The organism is Streptomyces sp. NRRL WC-3605, from assembly GCF_001509795.1.
Taxonomy (GTDB): domain Bacteria; phylum Actinomycetota; class Actinomycetes; order Streptomycetales; family Streptomycetaceae; genus Streptomyces; species Streptomyces viridochromogenes.
In genome coordinates this window covers 214,293-235,139 of the sequence record NZ_LLZN01000045.1, presented here as the reverse complement: position 1 = coordinate 235,139, position 20,847 = coordinate 214,293, and the positions used below count along the sequence as shown (strand labels likewise).

Sequence of the window (20,847 nt, the reverse complement as noted above, 5' to 3'; positions counted from 1 at the left end):
GTCCCGACCGCACCCGGCCCGCGTCCGGCCACCACTACGAAGGGACCGAGAGTTGACCTCCGCACCGATCGCCGCCGTCACCGGCGCCGAAGGCTTCATCGGCTCGCACCTCACCGAGGCACTCGTCGCCTCCGGCCACCGCGTGCGCGCCATGGCCCAGTACAACTCCTTCTCCTCCTACGGCTGGCTGGAGACCCTGCCCGCCGACGTGCTGGACCAGGTCGAGATCGTCCTCGGCGACGTCCGCGACCCCGGCTCGGTGCGCGGACTGCTCGACGGCGCCGACTGCGCCTACCACCTCGCCGCGCTCATCGCGATCCCGTACTCCTACCAGGCCCCGCACAGCTACGTGGACACCAACGTCACCGGCACCCTCAACGTGCTGGAGGCCGTCCGCGCCCTGGGCACCCCGCGCCTGGTGCACACCTCCACCAGCGAGACGTACGGCACCGCCCAGACCGTGCCGATCACCGAGGACCACCCCATCAACACCCAGTCGCCGTACGCCGCTTCGAAGGCGGGCGGCGACCGGCTCGCCGACAGCTACCACGCCAGCTTCGGCACCCCGGTGGTGACGCTGCGCCCGTTCAACACCTTCGGTCCCCGCCAGTCGATGCGGGCCGTGATCCCCACCGTCATCGGTCAGGTGGCCGCCGGGGAACGCACGATCACCCTCGGCGACCTGCGCCCCACCCGTGACTTCACCTTCGTCGAGGACACCGCGCGGGCCTTCCTCGCCGTCGGCACCGCACCGGCCGAGCAGGTCGTCGGCCGCACCTTCAACGCCGGAACCGGGGGCGAGATCTCCGTCGGCGACCTGGTCGCGCTGATCGGCAAGGTCATGGACGCCCCCCTCGACGTCCAGGAGGACCCCGCCCGGCTGCGTCCCGCCAACTCCGAGGTGATGCGACTCGTCGCCGACGCGACCCGCCTCACCGCGGCCACGGGATGGCGGCCGCAGAACACCCTGGAGGAGGGACTGGCGAGCACCGCGCGGTGGTTCACCGACCCCGCCCACCTGGCCCGCTACAAGACCGGCATCTACAACATCTGACCCGCCCGGCTCGTACCGCAGGAGGTATGCCATGCACGCAGTGATCCTCGCCGGTGGCAAGGGCGTCCGGTTGCGGCCGTACACCACGGCGCTGCCCAAGCCGCTCGTCCCCATCGGCGACCAGCACGCCATCCTGGAGATCGTGCTGCGCCAGCTGTCCACGGCCGGCTTCACCCGCTGCACCCTCGCCATCGGCCACCTCGGCGAGATCATCCGCGCCTACGTCGGCGACGGCTCCCAGTGGGGCATGAACGTCGACTACGCCACCGAGGAGAGCCCGCTCGGCACCATGGGCCCGCTGCTCGCCCTCCGCGACGGCCTCCCCGAGCACTTCCTCGTCATGAACGGCGACGTCCTCACCGACCTCGACTACGCCGACGTCCTGCGCTCCCACGAGGCTTCCGGCACCCCCCTCACGATCGCCACGTACGCGCGCAAGGTGCACATCGACTTCGGGGTGCTGACGACCGACGCCAGCCGGGTGGTCGCCTTCACCGAGAAGCCCAGCATCGACTACCGGGTGTCCATGGGCGTCTACGGTCTCTCCCGGGCCACCCTCGACGGCTACACCCCCGGACTGCCCCTCGGCTTCGACGAACTCGTCACCGACCTGCTCGCCGCCGGACGCCCGCCGCACGCCTACGAGTTCGACGGCTACTGGCTCGACATCGGCCGCCCCGACGACTACGACCGCGCCAACGCGGAGTTCACCAGCCGCAAGTCGCTCCTGCTCAAGGGGGCCTGAACCACCATGCACCTCCTCGTACTCGGCGCCACCGGCTACCTCGGCACCCATGTCGCCGAGCGGCTGCGCACGCTGCCCGGCGCCCGGGTCCTCGTCGCCGGCCGCTCCCTCGCCGCCGACGTCACCGTCGACCTCGCCGCCGCTCGTCCACGGGACCTGGCGGCGGCGCTGGCCGAGGTCGCACCCGACGCCGTGGTCAACTGCGCGGGCGCGACCGGCGGCGACGCCGTCACCCTGGCCGAGGTGAACGCCCGCGGTCCGGCCGTGCTGTGCGCGGCGCTGCGGGAGGCGGCACCCGGGGCACGGCTGGTCCATCTGGGCTCGTCCGCCGAGTACGGTCCCACCGACCCCGGGGTGCGTGTCACGGAGTCGGCGGCCACCCGGCCCGCCGGCCCCTACGGCGCGACCAAACTGGCGGGCACGGTGGCGGTGACCGCGTCCGGCCTGGACGCGGTGGTCCTGCGGGTGGGCAACCCGGTGGGCGCCGGAGCCCCGCCCACCGGGCTGCCCGGCCGGGTCGCTGCCCTCCTCGCGGACGCGGGCGACGACCCGGAGGCGGCACTGCGGCTCGGGGACCTGTCCGCCCACCGCGACTTCGTCGACGTCCGCGACGTGGCCCGGGCGGCCGCGCTGGCCGCCACCGCCGAGGGACCGCTGCCGCCCGTGCTGAACATCGGCGGCGGCGACGCCCGGCCCGTCCGAGACCTCGTACGCTCCCTCGCCGACGCGGCCGGATTCCGGGGCCGGATCGCCGAGGCCGGGACCGGCGGCTCCGCCCGCTCCGCGCAGGTGTCCTGGCAGTGCTCGGACATCACCGCCGCCCGCGACGCCCTCGGCTGGACCCCGGAGCACCCCCTCACCGCGTCCGTGAAGGCGCTGTGGGAGGCCGCCGGCCGCCGCCCCGAGGAGGTACGGGCACGGTGAACCTGCTGATCCCGCTGTACGTGCACCCGGCCGAGGACCCGGGCGCCTGGCACCGCCTCATCACCTGCGCGTCCCGCACCTACGCTGTCGTGCTGAACCCGGCGAACGGCCCCGGCACCACCCCCGACCCGGCGTTCGCCAGGGCGGCCGAGGCGCTGCGCGCGGCGGGCGCCCGCCTCCTCGGCTACCTGGACACGGACTACGGGGCCCGCGAACCCGCCGAGATCACCGCCGACCTGCGCCGCCACCAGGAGTGGTACGGCGTCGACGGCTGCTTCCTCGACCAGACCCCGGCGGCCCCCGAGGCCCTGCCCGAGTGCCGCCGTCTGATCCGCGCGGTCCGCCGCCTCGGCGCCTCGACGGTCGTCCTCAACCCGGGCGTCCACCCGGCCCCCGGCTACACCCGCCTCGCCGACCTCACGGTCACCTTCGAGGGCCCCTGGTCCCGGTACGTCGCGGACTTCACCCGCCCCGCCTGGACCGAACGCGTCCCCGCCGACCGCCTGTGCCACCTCGTCTACGGCGTCCCCCACCCGCTGGTCCCGCTCGCCCTGCGCACGGCGGCCGAACGGGGCGCCGGCGTCTGCGGCCCGGTGACGGGCGATCTGCCCAACCCGTGGACGGAGTTGACGCCGGCGCTGGCGCAGCGGTGAGCCCGCCGCGGGGTCAGACGGTGAAGCCGCCGTCGACGGGCAGCGACGCCCCGGTGATGTACGCGCCGTCCGCTCCGGCCACATGGGCGACGGTGGCCGCGATCTCGGACGCCCGCGCATAACGGCCCACGGCGGTGAACCCGGCGATGGCCTCGGCGTTCGGGCCGTCGGCCGGGTTGGCGGCGGTGTCGGTGGGGCCGGGGACCACGAGATTGACGGTGATACCGCGCGGGCCGAGCTCCCGGGCCAGCCCCTTCGTCATCCCCACCAGGGCCGACTTGCTCATCGCGTACAGCGCCAGCCCCGGGAGGACCACGCGCTCGGCGACGTTGCTGCCGACGCTGATGATGCGGCCGCCCTTCCCCATATGGCGCGCGGCCGCCCGGCTCGCCGCGAACGGCGCCCGCACGTTCACCGCCAGGGTGCGCTCGACCTCGTCCGGGCCCAGCTCCTCGAGCGGGCCGACGAGGAAGACGCCCGCGTTGTTGACCAGGATGTCGAGCCGGCCGAACATCTCCGCGGCCTCGTCCACGGCGGCGGTGACCTCCTCCGCACGGGCGCTGTCGGCCCGCACGGCGAGCCCCCGCCGCCCCGCGGCCTTGATCCGCTCCACCACCTCCGCGGCGGCTCGCTCGTCACGCTCGTAGGTCAGGACGACATCGGCGCCCTCTTCGGCCAGGCGGGTCGCCACGGCGGCACCGATGCCCCGGCTGCCGCCCGTCACCAGGGCCACGTTTCCCTCAAGTCGGTTCATGACGTCGAGCATGGTCCGTGCCGGCGCCGGAGGCTGGCGCCAAAACGACGACGACGTCTCAGGCCACGTCCCGCGCGCCCGGACCTCGGCACCAGGGCCACCGCGTCCCCGCCGTGGAGCGCCGCCCGGCGCCCCTGGGTGAGACGTCAGCCCTGGACGAGGCCCTCCACGAGCATCCCCAGCGCCGACCTCGGCACGCCGTCGCCGGTACCGCCGGACGGCGGCGGCCACGTCCGTCCCGCGTCGGTGGACGTGGAGCCCTTGGTGTCGTTGACCCCCTGGAAGAGGCCGAAGTCGACGGGGCCGTCGTCCGCCGAGGCGGGAAGGGCGGCGGTGAGCAGGGCGGCACCGACGAGTGCGGCGCAGGCGATGATCCTCATGCCGGGTCCAACGACCGCCCCGCCGCCCGGATGTCCGGATCCACGCCGACGGAGCATCGCTCGCGCGTCCGCAGGTACTCCTCCAGCGCGGCGGCCCCGCTCAGCAAGGCCCGCCCGCGCGCCGAGAGCCGGTCGTGCCAGTCGCGCAGGGTCCCCTCCAGCGGCTCCAGCCCGCCCGCCGTCCGCACCTGGGTGATCAGCGGCGCGATCTGCTCCAGCAGGTGGCCCCCGCGTCGGAGCTGACGGATCAGACGGGCGTCGCGTACGTCCGCCTCGTCGTACACCCGGTACCCGGTCAACGGGTCGCGGCGCGGACGCACCAGCCCGGCACGCTCCCATGCGCGCAGCGTCGCGGGCCGCACCCCGAGCTGCCGCGCCAGCGGGCCCACGAACAGCCCGCCCTTGCCGGGACCGGCCGCGGGCGCGGGCTCCAGGTCACCGAGCGCCCGCTCCACGGCCAGCAGCGTCGCCCGATCCTCCAGATACTGGGTATGGCTGCCGGCGATGAGCCGGAACGCCTCCTCCGGCGCGTCCTGCCCGACGGCCCGCATGATCGCCGTCGCCGTGGCGTGCCCGTGGGCGGGGAGCAGGGCGAGGAAGGCGCGCAGCGCCGCCGCGTGCACCGCCGTGTAGACCCGGTGACCGGAGGCGGTTCGGGCCGCGGGCGGCAGGATGCCGGCCTCCTCGTAGTTGCGGACCGCCTGCGTGGACAGACCTGCCGAGCGGGCCAGGTCGACCGGACGAAGACGTTCCCCGGTTTGAAGGTTGCCACCCACGACCGCCACGATACCGGGCCGGATCACGGCCCAGGTTTCCACCGAACCTTCAACGATAGCGTTGAAGGCATGGCCTCCGACCTCAACGAAGTCTCCCGATCCCTCGACGCCGCCGCCCTCCTGGAGCTGCTCTCCGTCCGGCCCCGGATCCTCGCCCTGGGCGAGCCCACGCACGGCGAGGACGCCCTGCTCGCCGTCCGCAACCGCCTCTTCCGGGAACTCGTCGAACGGGAGGGCTTCCGCACCATCGCGCTCGAGAGCGACTGCCTGCGGGCCCCGGCCGTGGACGCGTACGTCACCACGGGGGAAGGCACGCTCGACCAGGTCATGGAGGACGGGTTCAGCCACGACTGGGGCGCCTACGCCGGCAACCGCGACCTCGTGCGGTGGATGCGGACCCACAACGAGCACCGGCCCCCCGGCGAGCACGTCCGCTTCGCCGGGTTCGACGGCCCGCTGGAGATCACGGCCGCATCCTCCCCGCGCCAGGCCCTCCTGGACCTGCACACCCTGCTCGCCGCTCATGTGGACCCCGGCCTGCTGCCGTGCACCGCCGAGACCCTGGACCGGCTGATCGGCGACGACGGCCGCTGGACCGACCCCGACGCCATGATGGACCCCGGCCGTTCCGTGGGCCGGTCCGCCGACGCCTGTGAACTCCGCCTGCTCGCCGACGATCTGGCAGCCCTGCTCGACGCGCAGGCGCCCCATCTGACCGCCGCCATGCCGCCCGACGCCTGGGACCGCGCCCGCCTGAACGCGCGGACGGCCACCGGGTTGCTGCGCTACCACCACGCCATGGCGGACCCCTCACCGGTCCGGATGACCCGCCTGTGCGCGCTGCGGGACCTGATGATGGCCCAGAACCTCCTGGCGCTCGCGGAACGGGGGCCGGTGCTCGTCGCCGCCCACAACTCCCATCTCCAGCGCCCGAAGAGCAGCATGACGATGTGGCAGGGCCGGGTCGAGTGGTGGAGCGCCGGCGCGCTCGTGGACGCGGCGCTCGGGCCCGGGTACGCCGTCGTGGCCACGGCGGTGGGGACCCTGCGGCACCGGGGTGTGGACGCCCCGCCGCCCGAGACCGTCGAGGGGCTGTTGTACGGGCTCATCGAAGACGCCGGGCTGGTCGACGTCGAACGGCTGACCGCCACCCTCGGTGATCCGCCGCCCCGCGTGTCCCCCTGGTTCGGCTACGCCCCTCTGGACCCGGCGCACCTGGCCGCCCTCGACGGTCTCGTGTACGTCAAGGACGTCGTCGAAGGTACCTAGTGCTGTGACCGGAAGGGCGCGCCCACCGGATCGGGGGCGCGCCCCTGTTCACCGCGTGCCTCAGTTCAGCGGCTCGATCCAGATGTTGCGGTAGCGGACCTTGTTGCCGTGGTCCTGGAGGCGGACGGCGCCGGCCGAGGCGCCTTCCGGGCGGCCGCCTCCGGTCGGGCCGTCGATCGCGACGTCGTCGTGGACCTTCCTGCCGTTCCAGACGACGGTGACGCGGGCGTCGGCCGTCTTGGTGCCCTCGGCGTCGTAGCGGGCCGCACGGAAGGTGATGTCGTACGACTGCCAGGTCTCCGGTGCGGTGGCCGCGTTGGCGTCCGGTGCCTTCTTCAGATAGATCGCGCCGGCCTCGTTCGTGTCGAGCGTCGTGTCGCCGTACGAGTCGAGGATCTGCAGCTCGTAGCGGTCCTGGAGGTAGACGCCGCTGTTGCCGCGGTCCTGGCCCGTGACGTCGTCGGGCAGGAGCGGCACCCGGAACTCCACGTGCAGCGTGAAGTCCTGGTAGGCGTCCTTGGTGCGCAGGTCGCCGCAGCACACCTCCATCGACTTCCCCTCGGCCAGGGGCCATTCGGGGACGCGTCCGTCGGTGTGCTGCCACTGGCTCCGCGACGCGGCCGTGCCGTCGAAGAGGACGACACGCGCGCCGTGCGGGCGGACGGTGATCAGGTCCAGGTTGACGTGCCCGTCGTCACCGGCGTCGAAGCGGTAGGCCACGGTGTTGTGTCCCTTGCGCAGGGTGACCCGTTCGGTCCGGGTCGACCAGGTCTCCCAGTCACCGGTCGAGGGAAGCCTCGTCTGGCGCAGCTTCTTCCCGTTGGCGTACAGGGAGAGGGACTTGGTGCCCTGGAAGGGGTTGGGGCCGTTGGAGTAGCGCAGGCCGACGTCGTAGTCGCCGGCCTTGGGGACGGTGACGTCGAACGTGGTCGCCGCCTTGCCCTCGGTGCCGTACCGGTCGACGAAGCCGCTGCCCGAGTAGCCGCCGTGGTCCCGGTTGACCCCGGCCGTCCCGGTCAGGCGCGCCTCCTCCGCCTCGTACAGCGTGGCGGGCGCCGGCTGCTTGCCCGGCAGGGCGTTGAGCGTGTACCAGGCCTCGGTGCTCCACAGCTTCTCGCCGGACGCGGAGGCGAACGGCTGCGGGGAGCGCACGTGCACGACACGGCCGGGCTTCAGTCCGTCGAGGCGCAGCTGGACGGTCCGGCCGTTCTTGGCGAGGGTCGCCGAACGGACCGCGAGCCGCTCCTCGGCGATCTTCGGGCCGCCGTAGTCCGACGTCGGGGTGTACCGCCACTGCTCGGCCTGGTAGCGGGTGGCGAGCTTGTCCACGGTCTCCTGCGACAGCGGCTGTGTGTACTCCAGGTCGAAGCCGCCGGGGACGGCCCGCATCTCCTTGATGTCGAAGGTGTTCCCGCCGTTGGGGGTGAGCTTCTGCAGGCCGAACTTCAGCTTGCCCTCCTGCCCCCAGTTGCCGTCGGCGCCGAGCCCGCCCGCGTAGACGGCGCCGTCGGGGCCCATCGTGATGCGGTTGACGCCGGCTTCGAGTCCCTGGGTGTAGCGGAAGACGGCGCCCTGGTACTGGCCCTTCACCTTCTCCAGGTAGGCGCGCTGGAGCCCGCCGTAGGTGACGTCGCCGATGAGCATCTGCCCAGCGAACCGGCCCTTGGTCAGATACAGCGGTGTGCTGGGGGAGTTGGCGATCTCGTTCTGCGGCAGCCACAGCACGGGTTCGGTGACGGGCCGGTCGTCGAAGGGGCCGGACGGCTCGGTGTAGTGGTTGAAGAAGCGGTCCTGCTTGATGTGGACCAGCTTGGACGCGGGCAGCCAGCCGCCCTGGTTGTCGGTGGTGAAGATGTCACCGCCGGGACCCCAGCCGATGCCGTTGGGGGTGCGCAGACCGCCCGCGATCGGCTGGATCTTCCCTGTCTTCCGGTGGATCCGGTACGTGGTGCCCCGGCCGGGCGCCGGCTGCGGAGTGGTCGTCGCACCGCCGTAGTCGATGGCGACGGACAGGTTCACGTAGAAGTAGCCGTCGCGGTACAGCAGGCCGAACGCGAACTCGTGGAAATTCTTCCCGTACGGCCAGGTCGCGACCGTGCGGTACTCGTCCGTGACGAAGTCGCGGTCGTTGTCGACGAGTCGGGTCAGCTCGTGTTTCTGCGAGACGTACAGCGAGCCGTCGACGTACTTGATGCCCATGGGCTCGCGCAGCCCGCTCGCCACCTTCTTGACGGTCACCTTGTCGCGGCTGGTCTTCCCGGTGACGTTGCCCAGCAGGTAGACCTCGCCCGTGGTGGTCTCCGAGCCGCCCCAGGTGCTGATGGCAAGGCGTCCGTCGGGCAGCCAGTCCATGCCGGTGACCTGCGGTTCGAAGCCGTCGGGGCGCAGGTCGGTGAGGGTGAGGTCGGGCCGTACGTCGGTCAGGGGCAGTCCGTCGCCGGGGCTGTCCGCTCCCGACTCGCACTCCTTGCGGCCGGGCGCGGTCACCCGGACCACACCGGCGTCCGTGCTGAGCGCCTCCGTCGGCACGATGCCGAAGTCGCTCGCGGACGGCGGTTTCCACTCCAGCGCGAGGCGCTGGTCGCCGCCCCGCTCGAAGTAGTCGATGCGGAACGGGTGTGAACCGGCGGTGAGATGGACCGATCCGTCCTTCGGCTCGGCCCCGTGCAGACCGTCGTGGTCGATGACGGTCCGGTCGTCGACGGTCAGCCGTGAGCCGTCGTCGCTGGTGAGCCGGAAGGTGTACGAGCCGTCGTCCGGGATGACGAGGTAACCGGACACCACGGCCGAGAAGTTGTCGGCGAAGCCGCCGAAGTCACCGGTCGTGGACCAGTCCACGGTCGGCATCAGCTTGTCGTGGTTGGGTGTCTGGCCGGGTTTGAGGGTGCACAGCCTGCTGAGCGGGACCTGGGTGTCGAACACCCGCAGGGTCACGCCCGGTTCCTGCGGCGGGATGTCCGCGGGGGCGGCGGTGGACGGGGGCGCCGCCAGGACGCCTCCGACCAGGAAGGCGCCGAGGAGAAGGGGGGTGAGTCGTCTTCGGGCACGGCGGAACAACCGTGGATGCATCGGTCCTCCAGAACGGACCGGAGGCCGCCGGATCGCTCTCCGGTCGAGTTGCCCCCTGCGCGGGAGACACGCAGAGGCGTTACTCGGTGCGGTTGCGCCGATACCGTAGGGGACTTTCGTTGTGCACGTCCATACTTTGTCATCAGTGAGTTAAAAGTTCGGCGGGCTGGACGGCCGGTCATGTCCGTGACACGGGGAGGACGGGGGTGTACGGCGGCTGCGGGTGCGGCGCAGCCGCCCAGGGCGCACGCTGTTGTTCGGGGCGTACCCCCGAGCGCGCGCGGCGACTGGACCTCGGAGGTGGATGGGACCCTTGGGCAACGATCCCCTCGGTCAGGCCGACGAGGCGGCGGCCTCGATGCTGGAGGCACTGTTCACTCAGTCCCCGATCGGGCTCCACCTCGTCGACCCCGACCTGCGCGTGGTCCGCGTCAACACGGCCACACCCTGGATGCGCAACATCGACCTCGACGAGATCCGGGGGCAACGGGCCAGGGACGTCTACCGTCTCGTCGACGCCGACGTCGAGGCGCTCCTGAAGGACGTCCTCGACACCGGCACGCCGCTGCTGCGCCACGTCGTACGAGCCCTGGTCGACGAGGCACCCGTGGAGCGCACGTTCGAGGTCAACGCACTGCGGCTGCGGGGCCCCGAGGGAAAGGTGCTCGGCGTCGGCGTCATCGCCGTCGACGTCACCGAGCGGGAACGGGCCCACGCCAGGACCCGCATGCTCGACCGGGTGCGCGAACGCGTCGGCCGGACCCTCGACCCGGTCGTCATCGGCGAGGAACTCGCCGCGATCCTGGTGCCCGGTTTCGCCGACCTGGTGACCGTCGAGGTGGAGGACGCCGTCATCCGCGGCGACGACCCGCCCCTGGCCCGCGCCCCCGTCGGCACCCTCGTGATGCGCACCGCGTTCCGCAGCGCGGTCGCCGGGGAGGTGCGGCAGGCCCACGAGGTGGGCGGCGTCCGGCGCCTCACGGACCCGACGCCGTTCACGCAGGCCCTGGCCGACCTGAACCCCCGGATGGTCCGGCTCGGACCGGACACCCCCTGGCTCGTCGCGGACCCCGCCCTCGCGCGGGCCGTCGCCGACGCGCGGGGCCATTCGCTCCTCGTCGTCCCGCTGGCCCTGCGGGACGCGGCCCTCGGACTCGTCAGCCTCTACCGCGCCGGCCACTCGCCCGTCTTCGACGAGGAGGACCGGGCCACGGCCATGGAGGTGGGCACGCACACCGCGCTGTGCCTCGACAACGCGCGGCGCTACACACGCGAGCACACGATCGCCGCCACGGTCCAGCGGCAGCTGCTGCCCCGCAGGCCCGAGGCCCAGGCATGGCTGGAGACCGCCTACCTCTCCCTCACCGGAGCCGATCCGGGCGCCTGGTACGACACGACCGCCCTGTCGAGCGCCCGCACCGCCATCGTCGTGGGCAAGGTCTCGGGGAGCGGCCTGGAGGCGGCCGCGACCATGGGTCAGCTGCGCACCGCCATCCGCTCCCTCTCGGCGTTCGACCTCACCCCGGACGAACTGCTCGCCCGGCTCCACGACACCGCCTCCCGGCTCGCCGCCGAGCGGGGACGGCTGCCGCTCGGCGACCCCCTGCGCAAGGAGAAGCTGACCGCCGACTGCGTGTACGCGGTGCACGACCCGCTGACCGGAAGCTGTACGGCGGCGGCCGCGGGCCACCTGGCACCGCTCGTCGTAGGGCCGGAGGGCACCGTCTCGCTGCTGGGCACCCCTGCCGGGCCGAGCCTGGCGAGCGCGGAGGACGCCCCGTTCGCTGCCGTGGACGTCGACGTACCGCCCGGCAGCGTCCTGGTGTTCACCAGCGACCCGCTGCTCACCGCGTACCTCGCCGAACGCCCCGGCCCGCTGGCCTCGGTGTCCCGCTACGGCGACCGCCCGCTGCAGGACCTGTGCGACGACCTCGTCTACGCGCTCCCGGCCGGCCTGGGCGTCCGGGACGCCGCGGTGATCGTCGCGCGGACCCGGGCCTTCCCGCCCGACCAGTGCGCCGTCTGGCCGCTCGACCCCGACCCGACGGCCGTGTCCGCCGTCCGGCGCCGCACGCGCGAGCAGCTCACCGCGTGGCACGTGGACGAGGAGACCGCCTACAACACGCAGCTCATCGCCAGCGAGCTCGTGACCAACGCCCTGCGGTACGGGCGCCCGCCCATCGAACTGCGCCTGATCCGCGGCCGCACCCTCACCTGCGAGGTGCGGGACGCCGACACGGCCGCCCCGCACCTGCGCCACGCCGGCACCGTCGACGAGGGCGGGCGCGGCCTGTTCATCGTCGCCCAGCTGGCGCAGGCGTGGGGGACCCGGCTGGTCGCGCCGGGCAAGACGATCTGGGCCGAGCAGACCCTGTGACGGCGCCCGCGGAACTCCCGCCGGAGGTCAGCGCCGGCGGCCGCGCGCCGCCCAGCCGCTGCCTATGCCCGCCACGTGCAGGGCGAGCAGCATGAGGCCGATCAGCATGAAGTTGACCGACGTGAAGACGTCGTTGGTGGCGATGTCCGCCGCGTTGATCAGGAAGGAGATGAAGAACAGGACCGCCGCGATGATGGCCAGCACGTGGTGCCTCCTCGTGAGTAGTGGATGAGCCGGTAGGGGTGGCTTCCCGCGTATGCCCCGGCCCGGCGCGCTCACGCACGGCGACCGTGCGCCACCCGGCGTGGCCGGTAGATGGCCCGTACAGTTGCATCCGTGGCCCGCGCCAGGGCCGAGCCCGGCGCCCTCGGTGGCCGCCCCCCCCACGGCGAGCGAACGGAAGCACCCATGCACCACGCCTCCGGCCTCCCGGACGACGACTCCGGCACCCTGTTCGGACTGGACGCGCTCGGACCCGCACCCGCCCCGGCCGAGCGGCACTCCGCCTTCCGGACCTCCGCCGGGGCCCGCCGCCTGCTGCCCGTCCGGGAGATCTACGCCGAGCCGGCCGCCGCGGCCTCCCCGCGCGGGCGGCAGATCATCGCCCGGTTCCCCGACGCCGAGGTCGTCCCGGTCGCCTCGCACTGGCGCATCCCGGGCCTGCACGGCAACGAGGGCAACATCGACCGCTGGGTGCGGGTCAAGGGCGAGACGCTCGTGCTCGGCGAGAAGAAGACCCTCACCACCCGGCCCAACGGCCGGTCGGCGGACTGGATCGCCCCCGGCCCCTCCAACGGCTGCGCGATGGCCTGCGCCTACTGCTACGTGCCCCGCCGCAAGGGCTACGCCAACCCCGTCACCGTCTTCACCAACATCGACCGCATCATCGCCCACCTGGCCCGGCACGTCGCCCGGCAGGGACCCAAGCCCGAGCCGAACCAGTGCGACGCCGAGGCCTGGGTGTACGACATCGGCGAGAACGGCGACTGCTCGGTGGACGCCCTGATCTGCGACAACACCGCCGACCTGGTGCACGCCTTCCGGCAGTGGCCCACCGCCAAGGCGTCGTTCGCCACCAAGTTCGTCAACCCCGATCTGCTGGACCTCGACCCCCGCGGCCGTACCCGCGTCCGCTTCTCGGTGATGCCGCCGGACGACTCCCGGCTCCTCGACGTGCGCACCTCACCGGTCGCCGACCGCATCGCCGCCGCGGCGGACTTCCTCGACGCCGGCTACGAGGTGCACTTCAACCTCTCACCCGTCGTCGTACGGCCCGGCTGGGTGGACGCCTGGGCCGACCTGCTGCTTCACCTCGACGACGTGCTGCCCGCCCGGGTCAAGGAGCAGGCCGCCGCCGAGGTGATCATGCTGACGCACAACGAGGAGCTGCACGAGGTCAACCTCGGCTGGCACCCCCGCGCCGAGGACGTCCTGTGGCGGCCGGAGATCCAGCAGGCCAAGCGGTCGCAGAACGGCGCCCGCAACGTCCGCTACCGCACCGGGGTCAAGGGCGAGTCCGTGGCCGCGCTGCGCGCCCTGATCGACCGGCACACCCCCTGGCTGCGCGTGCGCTACGCCTTCTAGTGCTGTGACCGGCAAACCTTCCCGGTCACGGCACTAGTTAGGCCCGCCGTGTGCGGGGTAGTCGGGGGCCCGTACGGAACGGCTCATCCGGCGCCCCCTCGGCCGATGGGCCGCTCCCGTGTGGCAGGACACGGCGAGGCGCCTGACGATGGGTGGGCCATGCACAGTATCGAGCAGACGATCGAGATCGCGGTGCCCGTGCGCACCGCGTACAACCAGTGGACCCAGTTCCAGCACTTCCCGCGCTTCATGACCACGGTGCGCGAGGTGGACCAGATCAAGCCCTCGCTGACCTCCTGGACGCTCGCCGCCGGCCCCCTGCGCGGGACCTTCCAGGCCGAGATCGTCGAGCAGGAACCCGACTCGCACCTCGTCTGGCGCAGCCTCGACGAGCGCCCCGGGCACCGGGGCCGCGTCTCGTTCACGTCCACCCCGGACGGCGGTACGGCCCTCACCGTGCGCATGGAGATCGGGCTGAACGGCCCCGCCGGGCTGGTCCCCGGCGTCTCCCAGGTCGCCGGCCGCGTCGTGGCCGCCGAGCTGCGGCACTTCAAGGAGTACATCGAGGGGCTGGGGCAGGAGAGCGGGGCCTGGCGGGGCACCATCCGCGGCGGCCGCCTGCGGCGCGTCGAGTCCGAGCGGAACGTCAGCGGAGTGCCCTGCTGGCCTCACGGCTGAGGCCCCGGAAACCGTACGACTGAGAGGCGACGCGCGATGAAGAAGGCGCCCGGCGACGAGCCGGACGAGGACCTGACCGTCACTCCGCCCAAGAAATGGGCCGCGGGCGTCCCCGCGGTGGCCCACGCCCTGGAGTACTCCCTGGAGGAGACGTCGGCCCGGCGCACCGGCACGACCCTGCTGACCATGAACCAGGTCGACGGCATCGACTGCCCCGGCTGCGCCTGGGCGGACCCGGCCCCGGGCCACCGGCATCGCAACGAGTACTGCGAGAACGGCGCCAAGCACATCAACGACGAGGCGACCACCCGGCGGATCGGCGCGGACTTCTTCCGGGAGCACTCCGTGTCCGACCTCGCCGGCCGCTCCGACGCCTGGCTGAACCAGCAGGGCCGGCTGACCGAGCCGATGGTCAAGCGGCCGGGCTCGGACCACTACGAGCCGATCAGCTGGAACGACGCCATCGGGCTGATGGTCGAGGAGCTGACCTCGCTCGACACCCCCGACGAGGCCGTGTTCTACACCTCGGGCCGGGCGAGCAACGAGGCGGCGTTCGTCCTGCAGCTGTTCGCCCGCGCCCTGGGCACCAACAACCTGCCCGACTGCAGCAACCTCTGCCACGAGTCCAGCGGATACGCCCTGCACGAGACCCTGGGCACCGGCAAGGGCACCGTCAGCCTCCACGACCTGCACCACGCCGACCTGATCTTCCTGGTGGGCCAGAACCCGGGCTCCAACCATCCGCGCCAGCTGTCCGCGCTCGAAGAGGCCAAGCGCAACGGCGCCCGCATCATCGCCGTCAACCCGCTCCCCGAGGCCGGGCTGCTGCGGTTCAAGAACCCGCAGAAGCCCCGTGGCGTCATCGGCCCCGGAACGCAGATCGCCGACCGCTTCCTGCGCATCCGCAACGGCGGTGACCTCGCCCTCTTCCAGGCCGTCAACCGGCTGCTCCTGGAGGCCGAGGACGCCCGGCCCGGCGAGGTGCTCGACCACGGCTTCATCGACGCCGACACCACCGGCTTCGAGGAGTTCGCCCGGCACGTGCGCGGCGTCGAGTGGGACGACGTCCTCGCCGCCACCGGACTGACCCGCGAGGAGATCGAGCAGGTCCGCGACGAGGTGCTGCGCAGCGAGCGCGTCGTCGTGTGCTGGGCGATGGGTCTCACCCAGCACAAGCACGCCGTGCCCACGATCCGCGAGATCGTCAACTTCCTGCTGCTGCGCGGCAACGTCGGCCGGGCCGGCACCGGCGCCTGCCCGGTGCGCGGGCACAGCAACGTGCAGGGCGACCGCACCATGGGCATCTGGGAGCAGATGCCGGACTCCTTCCTCGACTCGCTCAAGGAGGAGTTCGGCTTCGACCCGCCGCGCGCCCACGGCTACGACTCGGTCAACGCGATCCGGGCGATGCGCGAGGGCAAGGTGAAGTTCTTCCTCGGCCTGGCCGGCAACTTCGTGCGCGCCACCCCCGACAGCACGGTCACCGAGGAGGCCGTACGCCGCTGCCGGCTGACCGCGCACATCTCGACCAAGCTCAACCGGTCCCACACGGTCTGCGGCGACACCGCGCTCATCCTGCCCGCCCTCGGCCGCACCGAACGGGACGTGCAGGCGACCGGCGAGCAGTTCGTGACCGTGGAGAACTCGATGAGCGAGGTGCACACCTCACGGGGACGGCTGCGGCCCGCGTCCTCGCTGCTGCTCAGCGACATCGCCATCCTGTGCCGGCTGGCCCGCCGCACCCTCGGCGACAAGCCCGACATCGCCTGGGACCGGTTCGAGGCGGACTACGGCGTGATCCGGGACCACATCGCGCGCATCGTGCCCGGTTTCGAGGACTACAACCGGCGGGTGGCCCGCCCCGGCGGCATCCAGCTGATGAACCCGGTCAACGAGGGCGTCTACTCCACCGGCACCGGCCGGGCGCTGTTCACCCGCAACAGCGCCGAGGCGCCGCGCGTGCCCGAGGGGCATCTGCTGCTGCAGACCCTGCGCTCGCACGACCAGTGGAACACCGTGCCCTACACGTCCAACGACCGGTACCGGGGCATCCACGGCAGCCGCCGCGTCGTCCTCGTCAACCCGGACGACGTGCGCGGCCTGGGCCTCAGCGACGGCCAGCGCGTCGACCTGGTGAGCGTCTGGTCCGACGACGTCGAGCGGCGTGCCGAGGACTTCCGCGTCGTCCCGTACCCGACGGCCCGGGGCTGCGCCGCCGCGTACTACCCGGAGACGAATCTGCTGGTGCCGCTGGACAGCGTGGCCGACCACAGCAACCAGCCGACGTTCAAGTCGATCGTGGTGCGGCTGGAACCGGCGCGGGTGGGTGCCGCGCAGGCGTGACCCGCGACGGCCCCGGACGCGATCACCGCGTCCGGGGCCGTCGTACGTCCTGGTTCAGCGGCGGGCGGGCCGTCCGCCGAGGTTGTGCCGGAAGGACCCCGGGGCGCGCAGGGCCCGTTCGATCTCCTCCAGCGACCGGTTGCGGGTCTCGGGGACCTTGAGGGCCACGAAGATCACGCAGAGGACGTTCATGGCGGCGTACACGAAGAACGTGCCCGAGCGGCCGATCGTGTTGATCGCGGTGAGCGCGGTGACGGCGATCAGGAGGTCGAAGCCCCACACGGACACCGTTGCCAGGCTCGTCGCCGGTCCCCGCACGCCCAGCGGCAGGATCTCCGGGGCGATCACCCACACCACCGACTGCATACCGATGCCGTTGAACAGGATGTAGGCGGACAGCGAGAGGATGACCACCCACCGCTGCACGGGCGAGTCGCCCGCGAGGAACGCCAGCCCCAGCACGGCCATGGACAGCCCCGACAGCGGCAGGAACCACAGCATGGTCCGCCGCCGGCCCACCGCGTCCAGCGCGACCGCGCCGACGATGCCGGCCACCACCAGCATGGCGCCGATGCCGATGCCGGTGAGCAGCGCGACCGACGTGCCGAAGCCCGCGTCGGAGAGGATGGCCGGGGCGTAGTAGACGACCGCGTTGATGCCGGTGAGCTGGGAGAAGGCGGCGACACCCACGGCGATCAGCAGAGCGGGGCGCACCCAGGGCCGGCGCACGGCCCGCCAGCCGTCCCGGGACGGCGCCGACGACACCTCGCCGATCGCGGTGATCTCCGCCTCGACGTCCGTGCCGGGGGACCGCAGCCCGCGCAGGACCCGGCGTGCCTCCTCGCGGCGCCCCTGCTCCACGAGCCAGCGCGGGCTCTCCGGCAGCCGCACGACGCCGAACGCCAGCACGGCCGCCGGCACGGTCGCCAGCCCGAACATCAGCCGCCAGCCCCCGGTGCCGGCCAGCAGCCAGCCGCAGAAGAAGGAGACCAGCTGCCCGATCGCCACCATGAGCTGGAACAGCACCATCAGCCGGCCGCGGATGGCGGGGGGCGCCACCTCCGCGATGTAGACCGGCACCATGTTGGAGGCTCCGCCGACCGCGAGACCGAGGACGAACCGTGCCGCGATCAGCGTGCCGGTGCCCGGGGCGACGGCGGCCGCCGCGGCCCCGGCCGCGAACACGACGGCCACCCACAGCACGACCCGCCGCCGTCCGTGCCGGGCGGCCAGCCGCCCCGAGCACAGGGCACCGACCATGGCGCCGACCAGGATGACGCTGACGACGATCTCCTGCCCCCGCGAGGAGAGACCGAGGTCCTCCCGCAGGTGCAGCAGCGCTCCGGAGATGATGCCGGTGTCATAGCCGAAGAGCAGGCCGCCGAGCGCGGCGACGGCCGCCACCGCGTACACCTGGCGCGGCGGACGTGCCGGCGCCGCCGGCTCGGCGAGCGTGGCGGTGGCCGCCTCAGGCATCGCCCATGACCAGACCCTCGATGGTGTGCTTCTGCGTGACGGGCGTCAGCTCGTCCACGACGGCGACGTCCAGGTGCCGGCGCACCCGCTCGGGCAGCGCCTCCCAGTAGCCGCGTGTGACGGCGGCGTCGTGCCGCTCGCCGTTGGTGGCCTCCGGTCCGTCGACGCCGAGGACCAGGACCGGACGCGACTTGCTGGACTGGTTGGCCGTGCCGCGGTGGATGGTCAGGGCGCTCCTGGCGGAGATGTCACCGCGCTGAGGGTACTTGCGCACGGCGCGCCCGGCGTACCGCGGGTAGTGCGAGCGGGGCGGGAACATGCCGTGCCCGAACTCGGGGCTGTCGTCCCACTGGGTGCCCGGCGCTATCTCGAAGGGCCCCATGTCCTCGGCGGTGTCCACGGTCGTGACGTTGAAGGCCAGCGAGGTCAGCCGCCGCTCGCGCCGCGTCTCCTCCGGCATCGGGAAGTCACGGTGCCAGGGCTGGTTCACGGCGCCCTCCAGCGGCACGTCGAAGCCGAGCTCCACGACGCGGTAGCCGGGGCCGAGCACGGCGGCGCACACCGAGCGGACCCACGGGTGGTCGACCAGCTCGGCGAAGCCCCGGATCTGCTCGGGGTGGATCTCGACGTAGTAGCGGTGGGGGCCGCGCCCCACGGCGCCGCCCGGGCGGGACAGCGCCTCCTCGAAGGCCGCGTCGACGTCCTCGCGCAGCCGGTCCGCCCACGCGACGGAGAAGGCGCCCTTGCGGGCGGTGATCCCGTCGCCGTAGAGCGCCTCGACGTCGGGTCGGACGTCGACGTCGAGAGCGGCCGGGTCGACGCCGGGGTACAGGTGCGCGGTCATGGGGTGCCTCCTTGCACAGCGGTCGGACCCCCTCATCGTGCAACGTTGCATGCAACGTTGCAATACCCTCCGGGCATCCTCGTCGGATCGCCCGGGACGCGTGGGAGGATGGCCACCGTGAGTAGTCGCCTGAAAGATGTCGCCGCCCTCGCGGGCGTCTCCGTCCGGACCGTGTCGAACGTCGTCAGCGGATCGGGCAACGTCGCCGAGGCCACCCGGCAGCGCGTCCAGCAAGCCCTCGACGAGCTCGGCTACCGGCCCAACCTCGCCGCACGCAACCTCCGCGCGGGCCGCACAGGACTCATAGGCCTCGTCGTCCCCGAGTTGTACTCGCCCTACTTCGGCGAACTGGCCAGCCTCGTCGTGGAGGCCGCGCAGCAGCGATCGTGGACCGTGATCATCGACCAGACGTTCGGCGACGCCGAGGCCGAACGGCGCCTCCTCGACGGCACCCAGGGCCGGCTGGTGGACGGCCTGATCATCAGCCCCTGGGCCCTCGGCCCCGAAGAGGTCACCACCCATGCGCGCAACGCGCCCGTCGTCCTCCTCGGTGAGCGCCCGCCCCGGGGACTCGCCGACCGGGTCGCCGTCGACAACGTCGCCGCCGCCGACGAGGCCACCAGCCACCTCCTCGAAACCGGCCGCCGCCGCATCGCCGCCATCGGCCTCCAGCCCCACCTGCGCAACGGCACCGCCGACCAGCGTCTGACCGGCTACCGCAACGCCCTGCGCCGGGCCGGCGCCGTCGTCGACGACGCGCTGGAACGCCCGGTCCGCGAGCTCCACCGCAAGGACGGCGCGCAGGCCATGGCCTCACTCCTCGACGACCCCTCGGCGGCACCCGACGCCGTCTTCGCGTTCACCGACGAACTCGCGCTCGGCGCACTCCATGTGGCCCACGAACGCGGACTGCGCGTGCCCGAGGACCTGGCCGTCGTCGGCTTCGACGACATCGAGGACGGGCGCTACGCCCAGCCGCCCCTCACCACCGTCGCCCCCGACAAGCGGCAGCTCGCCGAACGGGCCCTGCAGTGCCTCGCCGACCGCATCTACAGCCCCGACAACGGCGTGCCCCCGCTCGACGTCGTCGTCCCCCACCACCTCGAAGTGCGAACGAGCAGCGCCCGGAAGCCGTGAGCCCCCGGCGGCACCTCCCCGTGCGGGGCGCGGGAGCGCCGGGTACCCATCGCGCGTCCGTGCGGCGCTGCCGCCGAGAGCGGGGTGGGCCGGGCGGCCAGGCGCGCCGCCGTACGCAGGGGAGTGGGTGATGACCCGGACCGTCGCGGAGCGGACGGAGGAGCAACTCGGCGGCCCGGACGGCATTCCGGCCCGGCAACGCCGCGATCACCGGAAGACGCCCCGGCTGAGGGTCCGCTACCGGCACGCCGGTCCGGCGAGGACGCGGAGCCCGCGCTCAAGCCGAGTGTCCCGTTCCTTTCGGCGACTCGAGTCGTGATCGCACCGCGTGGGATCATCCGTCCATGAGCAGCGATCTGGAAGTAAGCGCTCTGGCGATCAACGTCGTGATTCCCGAGGAGCTCCGCTGGACGGACACCCGGCGCGGTGAGACGTTCAGGCTGACGACCCTCAACGTGCGGCTCCTCCCCGACGGGCACCTGGCCGTGAAGGCCTACGGCAGACCGGTGGCGGGCGGGCGCGGCGCCTACGTCTCGTTCTCCGTGCCCGACAAGCCGGAACTGGCGGCCCTGGTCTCCGAAGCGGGCAGCCGCGCCGCGGAGTTGTGGGCCGCCCACCGCGGTCTCGGCTGATCCTTACCCGCCGTTCTCCCGCGCACCGCTCGCCCCGTGCACACCTCTTGTCGCGGCGCGCAGGCCGCCCATAGGATCCGTAGGCGAGGGATTGAATCGTTTCAGTGAAACGCCGGGCGGTCAACTCAACGGAAACCAAATGGAGTTGGCGA

At 72.7% G+C, this 20,847-nt stretch carries 18 protein-coding genes; 11 read left to right on the top strand and 7 right to left on the bottom strand.

What is annotated here, in order from left to right; genetic code table 11:
* Nucleotides 1–52 precede the first annotated feature (52 nt).
* Genes ADL34_RS11115 through ADL34_RS11100 form a run of 4 tightly spaced genes read left to right on the top strand, consistent with a single transcriptional unit; the run spans nucleotide 53 to nucleotide 3,376 of the window.
* Nucleotides 53–1,054, top strand: a complete 1,002-nt coding sequence (locus ADL34_RS11115; RefSeq protein ID WP_062672356.1) for a GDP-mannose 4,6-dehydratase — start codon at nucleotides 53–55, stop codon at nucleotides 1,052–1,054.
* A 31-nt stretch (nucleotides 1,055–1,085) separates the two neighbouring features.
* A complete protein-coding gene (locus ADL34_RS11110) occupies nucleotides 1,086–1,799 on the top strand; it encodes a nucleotidyltransferase family protein (RefSeq protein ID WP_062672357.1) in 714 nt (237 codons plus the stop codon).
* A gap of 6 nt (nucleotides 1,800–1,805) precedes the next feature.
* On the top strand, nucleotides 1,806–2,723 hold the full coding sequence (locus ADL34_RS11105) for an NAD-dependent epimerase/dehydratase family protein (RefSeq protein WP_062672359.1): 918 nt from the start codon (nucleotides 1,806–1,808) through the stop codon (nucleotides 2,721–2,723).
* Nucleotides 2,720–3,376, top strand: coding sequence for a spherulation-specific family 4 protein (locus ADL34_RS11100; RefSeq protein WP_062672361.1), 657 nt, complete (start codon nucleotides 2,720–2,722; stop codon nucleotides 3,374–3,376). The genes ADL34_RS11105 and ADL34_RS11100 overlap by 4 nt, the downstream gene beginning before the upstream one ends.
* A gap of 13 nt (nucleotides 3,377–3,389) precedes the next feature.
* On the opposite strand, the gene ADL34_RS11095 is transcribed toward ADL34_RS11100, so the two are convergent.
* The 3 genes from ADL34_RS11095 to ADL34_RS11085 all read right to left on the bottom strand — a co-directional run bounded on the left by ADL34_RS11095 (nucleotide 3,390) and on the right by ADL34_RS11085 (nucleotide 5,286).
* Nucleotides 3,390–4,130: an SDR family oxidoreductase gene (locus tag ADL34_RS11095; protein ID WP_199835553.1), complete on the bottom strand. Its 741-nt coding sequence runs from the start codon at nucleotides 4,128–4,130 to the stop codon at nucleotides 3,390–3,392.
* A 146-nt stretch (nucleotides 4,131–4,276) separates the two neighbouring features.
* Nucleotides 4,277–4,510, bottom strand: coding sequence for a hypothetical protein (locus ADL34_RS11090; RefSeq protein ID WP_062672365.1), 234 nt, complete (start codon nucleotides 4,508–4,510; stop codon nucleotides 4,277–4,279).
* Nucleotides 4,507–5,286, bottom strand: a complete 780-nt coding sequence (locus tag ADL34_RS11085; protein ID WP_062672695.1) for a TioE family transcriptional regulator — start codon at nucleotides 5,284–5,286, stop codon at nucleotides 4,507–4,509. Before ADL34_RS11085 ends, ADL34_RS11090 begins: the two co-directional genes overlap by 4 nt.
* Nucleotides 5,287–5,355: 69 nt before the next feature.
* On the opposite strand from ADL34_RS11085, the gene ADL34_RS11080 reads away from it, so the two are divergent.
* Complete coding sequence (locus ADL34_RS11080; RefSeq protein WP_062672367.1) at nucleotides 5,356–6,555, top strand: erythromycin esterase family protein; 1,200 nt, start codon at nucleotides 5,356–5,358, stop codon at nucleotides 6,553–6,555.
* 60 nt (nucleotides 6,556–6,615) lie between these two features.
* Here ADL34_RS11080 and ADL34_RS11075 read toward each other — a convergent pair whose 3' ends face one another.
* Complete coding sequence (locus tag ADL34_RS11075; protein ID WP_062672369.1) at nucleotides 6,616–9,624, bottom strand: family 16 glycoside hydrolase; 3,009 nt, start codon at nucleotides 9,622–9,624, stop codon at nucleotides 6,616–6,618.
* Nucleotides 9,625–9,928: 304 nt separating this feature from the next.
* Here ADL34_RS11075 and ADL34_RS11070 point away from each other — a divergent pair, with 304 nt between their 5' ends.
* Nucleotides 9,929–12,001, top strand: coding sequence for a SpoIIE family protein phosphatase (locus ADL34_RS11070; protein ID WP_062672370.1), 2,073 nt, complete (start codon nucleotides 9,929–9,931; stop codon nucleotides 11,999–12,001).
* A gap of 27 nt (nucleotides 12,002–12,028) precedes the next feature.
* On the opposite strand, the gene ADL34_RS35615 is transcribed toward ADL34_RS11070, so the two are convergent.
* Nucleotides 12,029–12,205: a hypothetical protein gene (locus ADL34_RS35615; protein WP_086872834.1), complete on the bottom strand. Its 177-nt coding sequence runs from the start codon at nucleotides 12,203–12,205 to the stop codon at nucleotides 12,029–12,031.
* Nucleotides 12,206–12,409: 204 nt separating this feature from the next.
* Here ADL34_RS35615 and ADL34_RS11065 point away from each other — a divergent pair, with 204 nt between their 5' ends.
* The 3 genes from ADL34_RS11065 (at nucleotide 12,410) to ADL34_RS11055 (ending at nucleotide 16,606) form a co-directional block, all read left to right on the top strand.
* Nucleotides 12,410–13,585, top strand: a complete 1,176-nt coding sequence (locus tag ADL34_RS11065) for a spore photoproduct lyase family protein (RefSeq protein ID WP_062672372.1) — start codon at nucleotides 12,410–12,412, stop codon at nucleotides 13,583–13,585.
* 159 nt (nucleotides 13,586–13,744) lie between these two features.
* On the top strand, nucleotides 13,745–14,263 hold the full coding sequence (locus ADL34_RS11060; RefSeq protein ID WP_062672374.1) for an SRPBCC family protein: 519 nt from the start codon (nucleotides 13,745–13,747) through the stop codon (nucleotides 14,261–14,263).
* Nucleotides 14,264–14,299: 36 nt separating this feature from the next.
* Nucleotides 14,300–16,606, top strand: coding sequence for an FdhF/YdeP family oxidoreductase (locus tag ADL34_RS11055; RefSeq protein ID WP_062672376.1), 2,307 nt, complete (start codon nucleotides 14,300–14,302; stop codon nucleotides 16,604–16,606).
* Nucleotides 16,607–16,660: 54 nt separating this feature from the next.
* Here ADL34_RS11055 and ADL34_RS11050 read toward each other — a convergent pair whose 3' ends face one another.
* A complete protein-coding gene (locus tag ADL34_RS11050) occupies nucleotides 16,661–18,082 on the bottom strand; it encodes a sugar porter family MFS transporter (protein ID WP_062672377.1) in 1,422 nt (473 codons plus the stop codon).
* Nucleotides 18,075–18,926, bottom strand: coding sequence for a phytanoyl-CoA dioxygenase family protein (locus tag ADL34_RS11045; protein ID WP_062672379.1), 852 nt, complete (start codon nucleotides 18,924–18,926; stop codon nucleotides 18,075–18,077). Before ADL34_RS11045 ends, ADL34_RS11050 begins: the two co-directional genes overlap by 8 nt.
* Nucleotides 18,927–19,043: 117 nt before the next feature.
* Here ADL34_RS11045 and ADL34_RS11040 point away from each other — a divergent pair, with 117 nt between their 5' ends.
* A complete protein-coding gene (locus tag ADL34_RS11040; RefSeq protein WP_062672697.1) occupies nucleotides 19,044–20,063 on the top strand; it encodes a LacI family DNA-binding transcriptional regulator in 1,020 nt (339 codons plus the stop codon).
* 344 nt (nucleotides 20,064–20,407) lie between these two features.
* Entirely contained in the window at nucleotides 20,408–20,695 is a 288-nt protein-coding gene (locus ADL34_RS11035; RefSeq protein ID WP_062672382.1) for a hypothetical protein, read from the top strand.
* Nucleotides 20,696–20,847 lie beyond the last annotated feature (152 nt).

Excerpts from the sequence above, each read along its gene's own strand:
- ADL34_RS11110 (WP_062672357.1), top strand. The coding sequence starts at position 1,086 with ATGCACGCAGTGATCCTCGCCGGTGGCAAGGGCGTCCGGTTGCGGCCG.
- ADL34_RS11105 (WP_062672359.1), top strand. The coding sequence starts at position 1,806 with ATGCACCTCCTCGTACTCGGCGCCACCGGCTACCTCGGCACCCATGTC.
- ADL34_RS11095 (WP_199835553.1), bottom strand. The coding sequence starts at position 4,130 with ATGAACCGACTTGAGGGAAACGTGGCCCTGGTGACGGGCGGCAGCCGG.
- ADL34_RS11090 (WP_062672365.1), bottom strand. The coding sequence starts at position 4,510 with ATGAGGATCATCGCCTGCGCCGCACTCGTCGGTGCCGCCCTGCTCACC.
- ADL34_RS11080 (WP_062672367.1), top strand. The coding sequence starts at position 5,356 with ATGGCCTCCGACCTCAACGAAGTCTCCCGATCCCTCGACGCCGCCGCC.
- ADL34_RS11075 (WP_062672369.1), bottom strand. The coding sequence starts at position 9,624 with ATGCATCCACGGTTGTTCCGCCGTGCCCGAAGACGACTCACCCCCCTT.
- ADL34_RS11070 (WP_062672370.1), top strand. The coding sequence starts at position 9,929 with ATGGGACCCTTGGGCAACGATCCCCTCGGTCAGGCCGACGAGGCGGCG.
- ADL34_RS11065 (WP_062672372.1), top strand. The coding sequence starts at position 12,410 with ATGCACCACGCCTCCGGCCTCCCGGACGACGACTCCGGCACCCTGTTC.
- ADL34_RS11060 (WP_062672374.1), top strand. The coding sequence starts at position 13,745 with ATGCACAGTATCGAGCAGACGATCGAGATCGCGGTGCCCGTGCGCACC.
- ADL34_RS11055 (WP_062672376.1), top strand. The coding sequence starts at position 14,300 with ATGAAGAAGGCGCCCGGCGACGAGCCGGACGAGGACCTGACCGTCACT.
- ADL34_RS11050 (WP_062672377.1), bottom strand. The coding sequence starts at position 18,082 with ATGCCTGAGGCGGCCACCGCCACGCTCGCCGAGCCGGCGGCGCCGGCA.
- ADL34_RS11045 (WP_062672379.1), bottom strand. The coding sequence starts at position 18,926 with ATGACCGCGCACCTGTACCCCGGCGTCGACCCGGCCGCTCTCGACGTC.
- ADL34_RS11035 (WP_062672382.1), top strand. The coding sequence starts at position 20,408 with ATGAGCAGCGATCTGGAAGTAAGCGCTCTGGCGATCAACGTCGTGATT.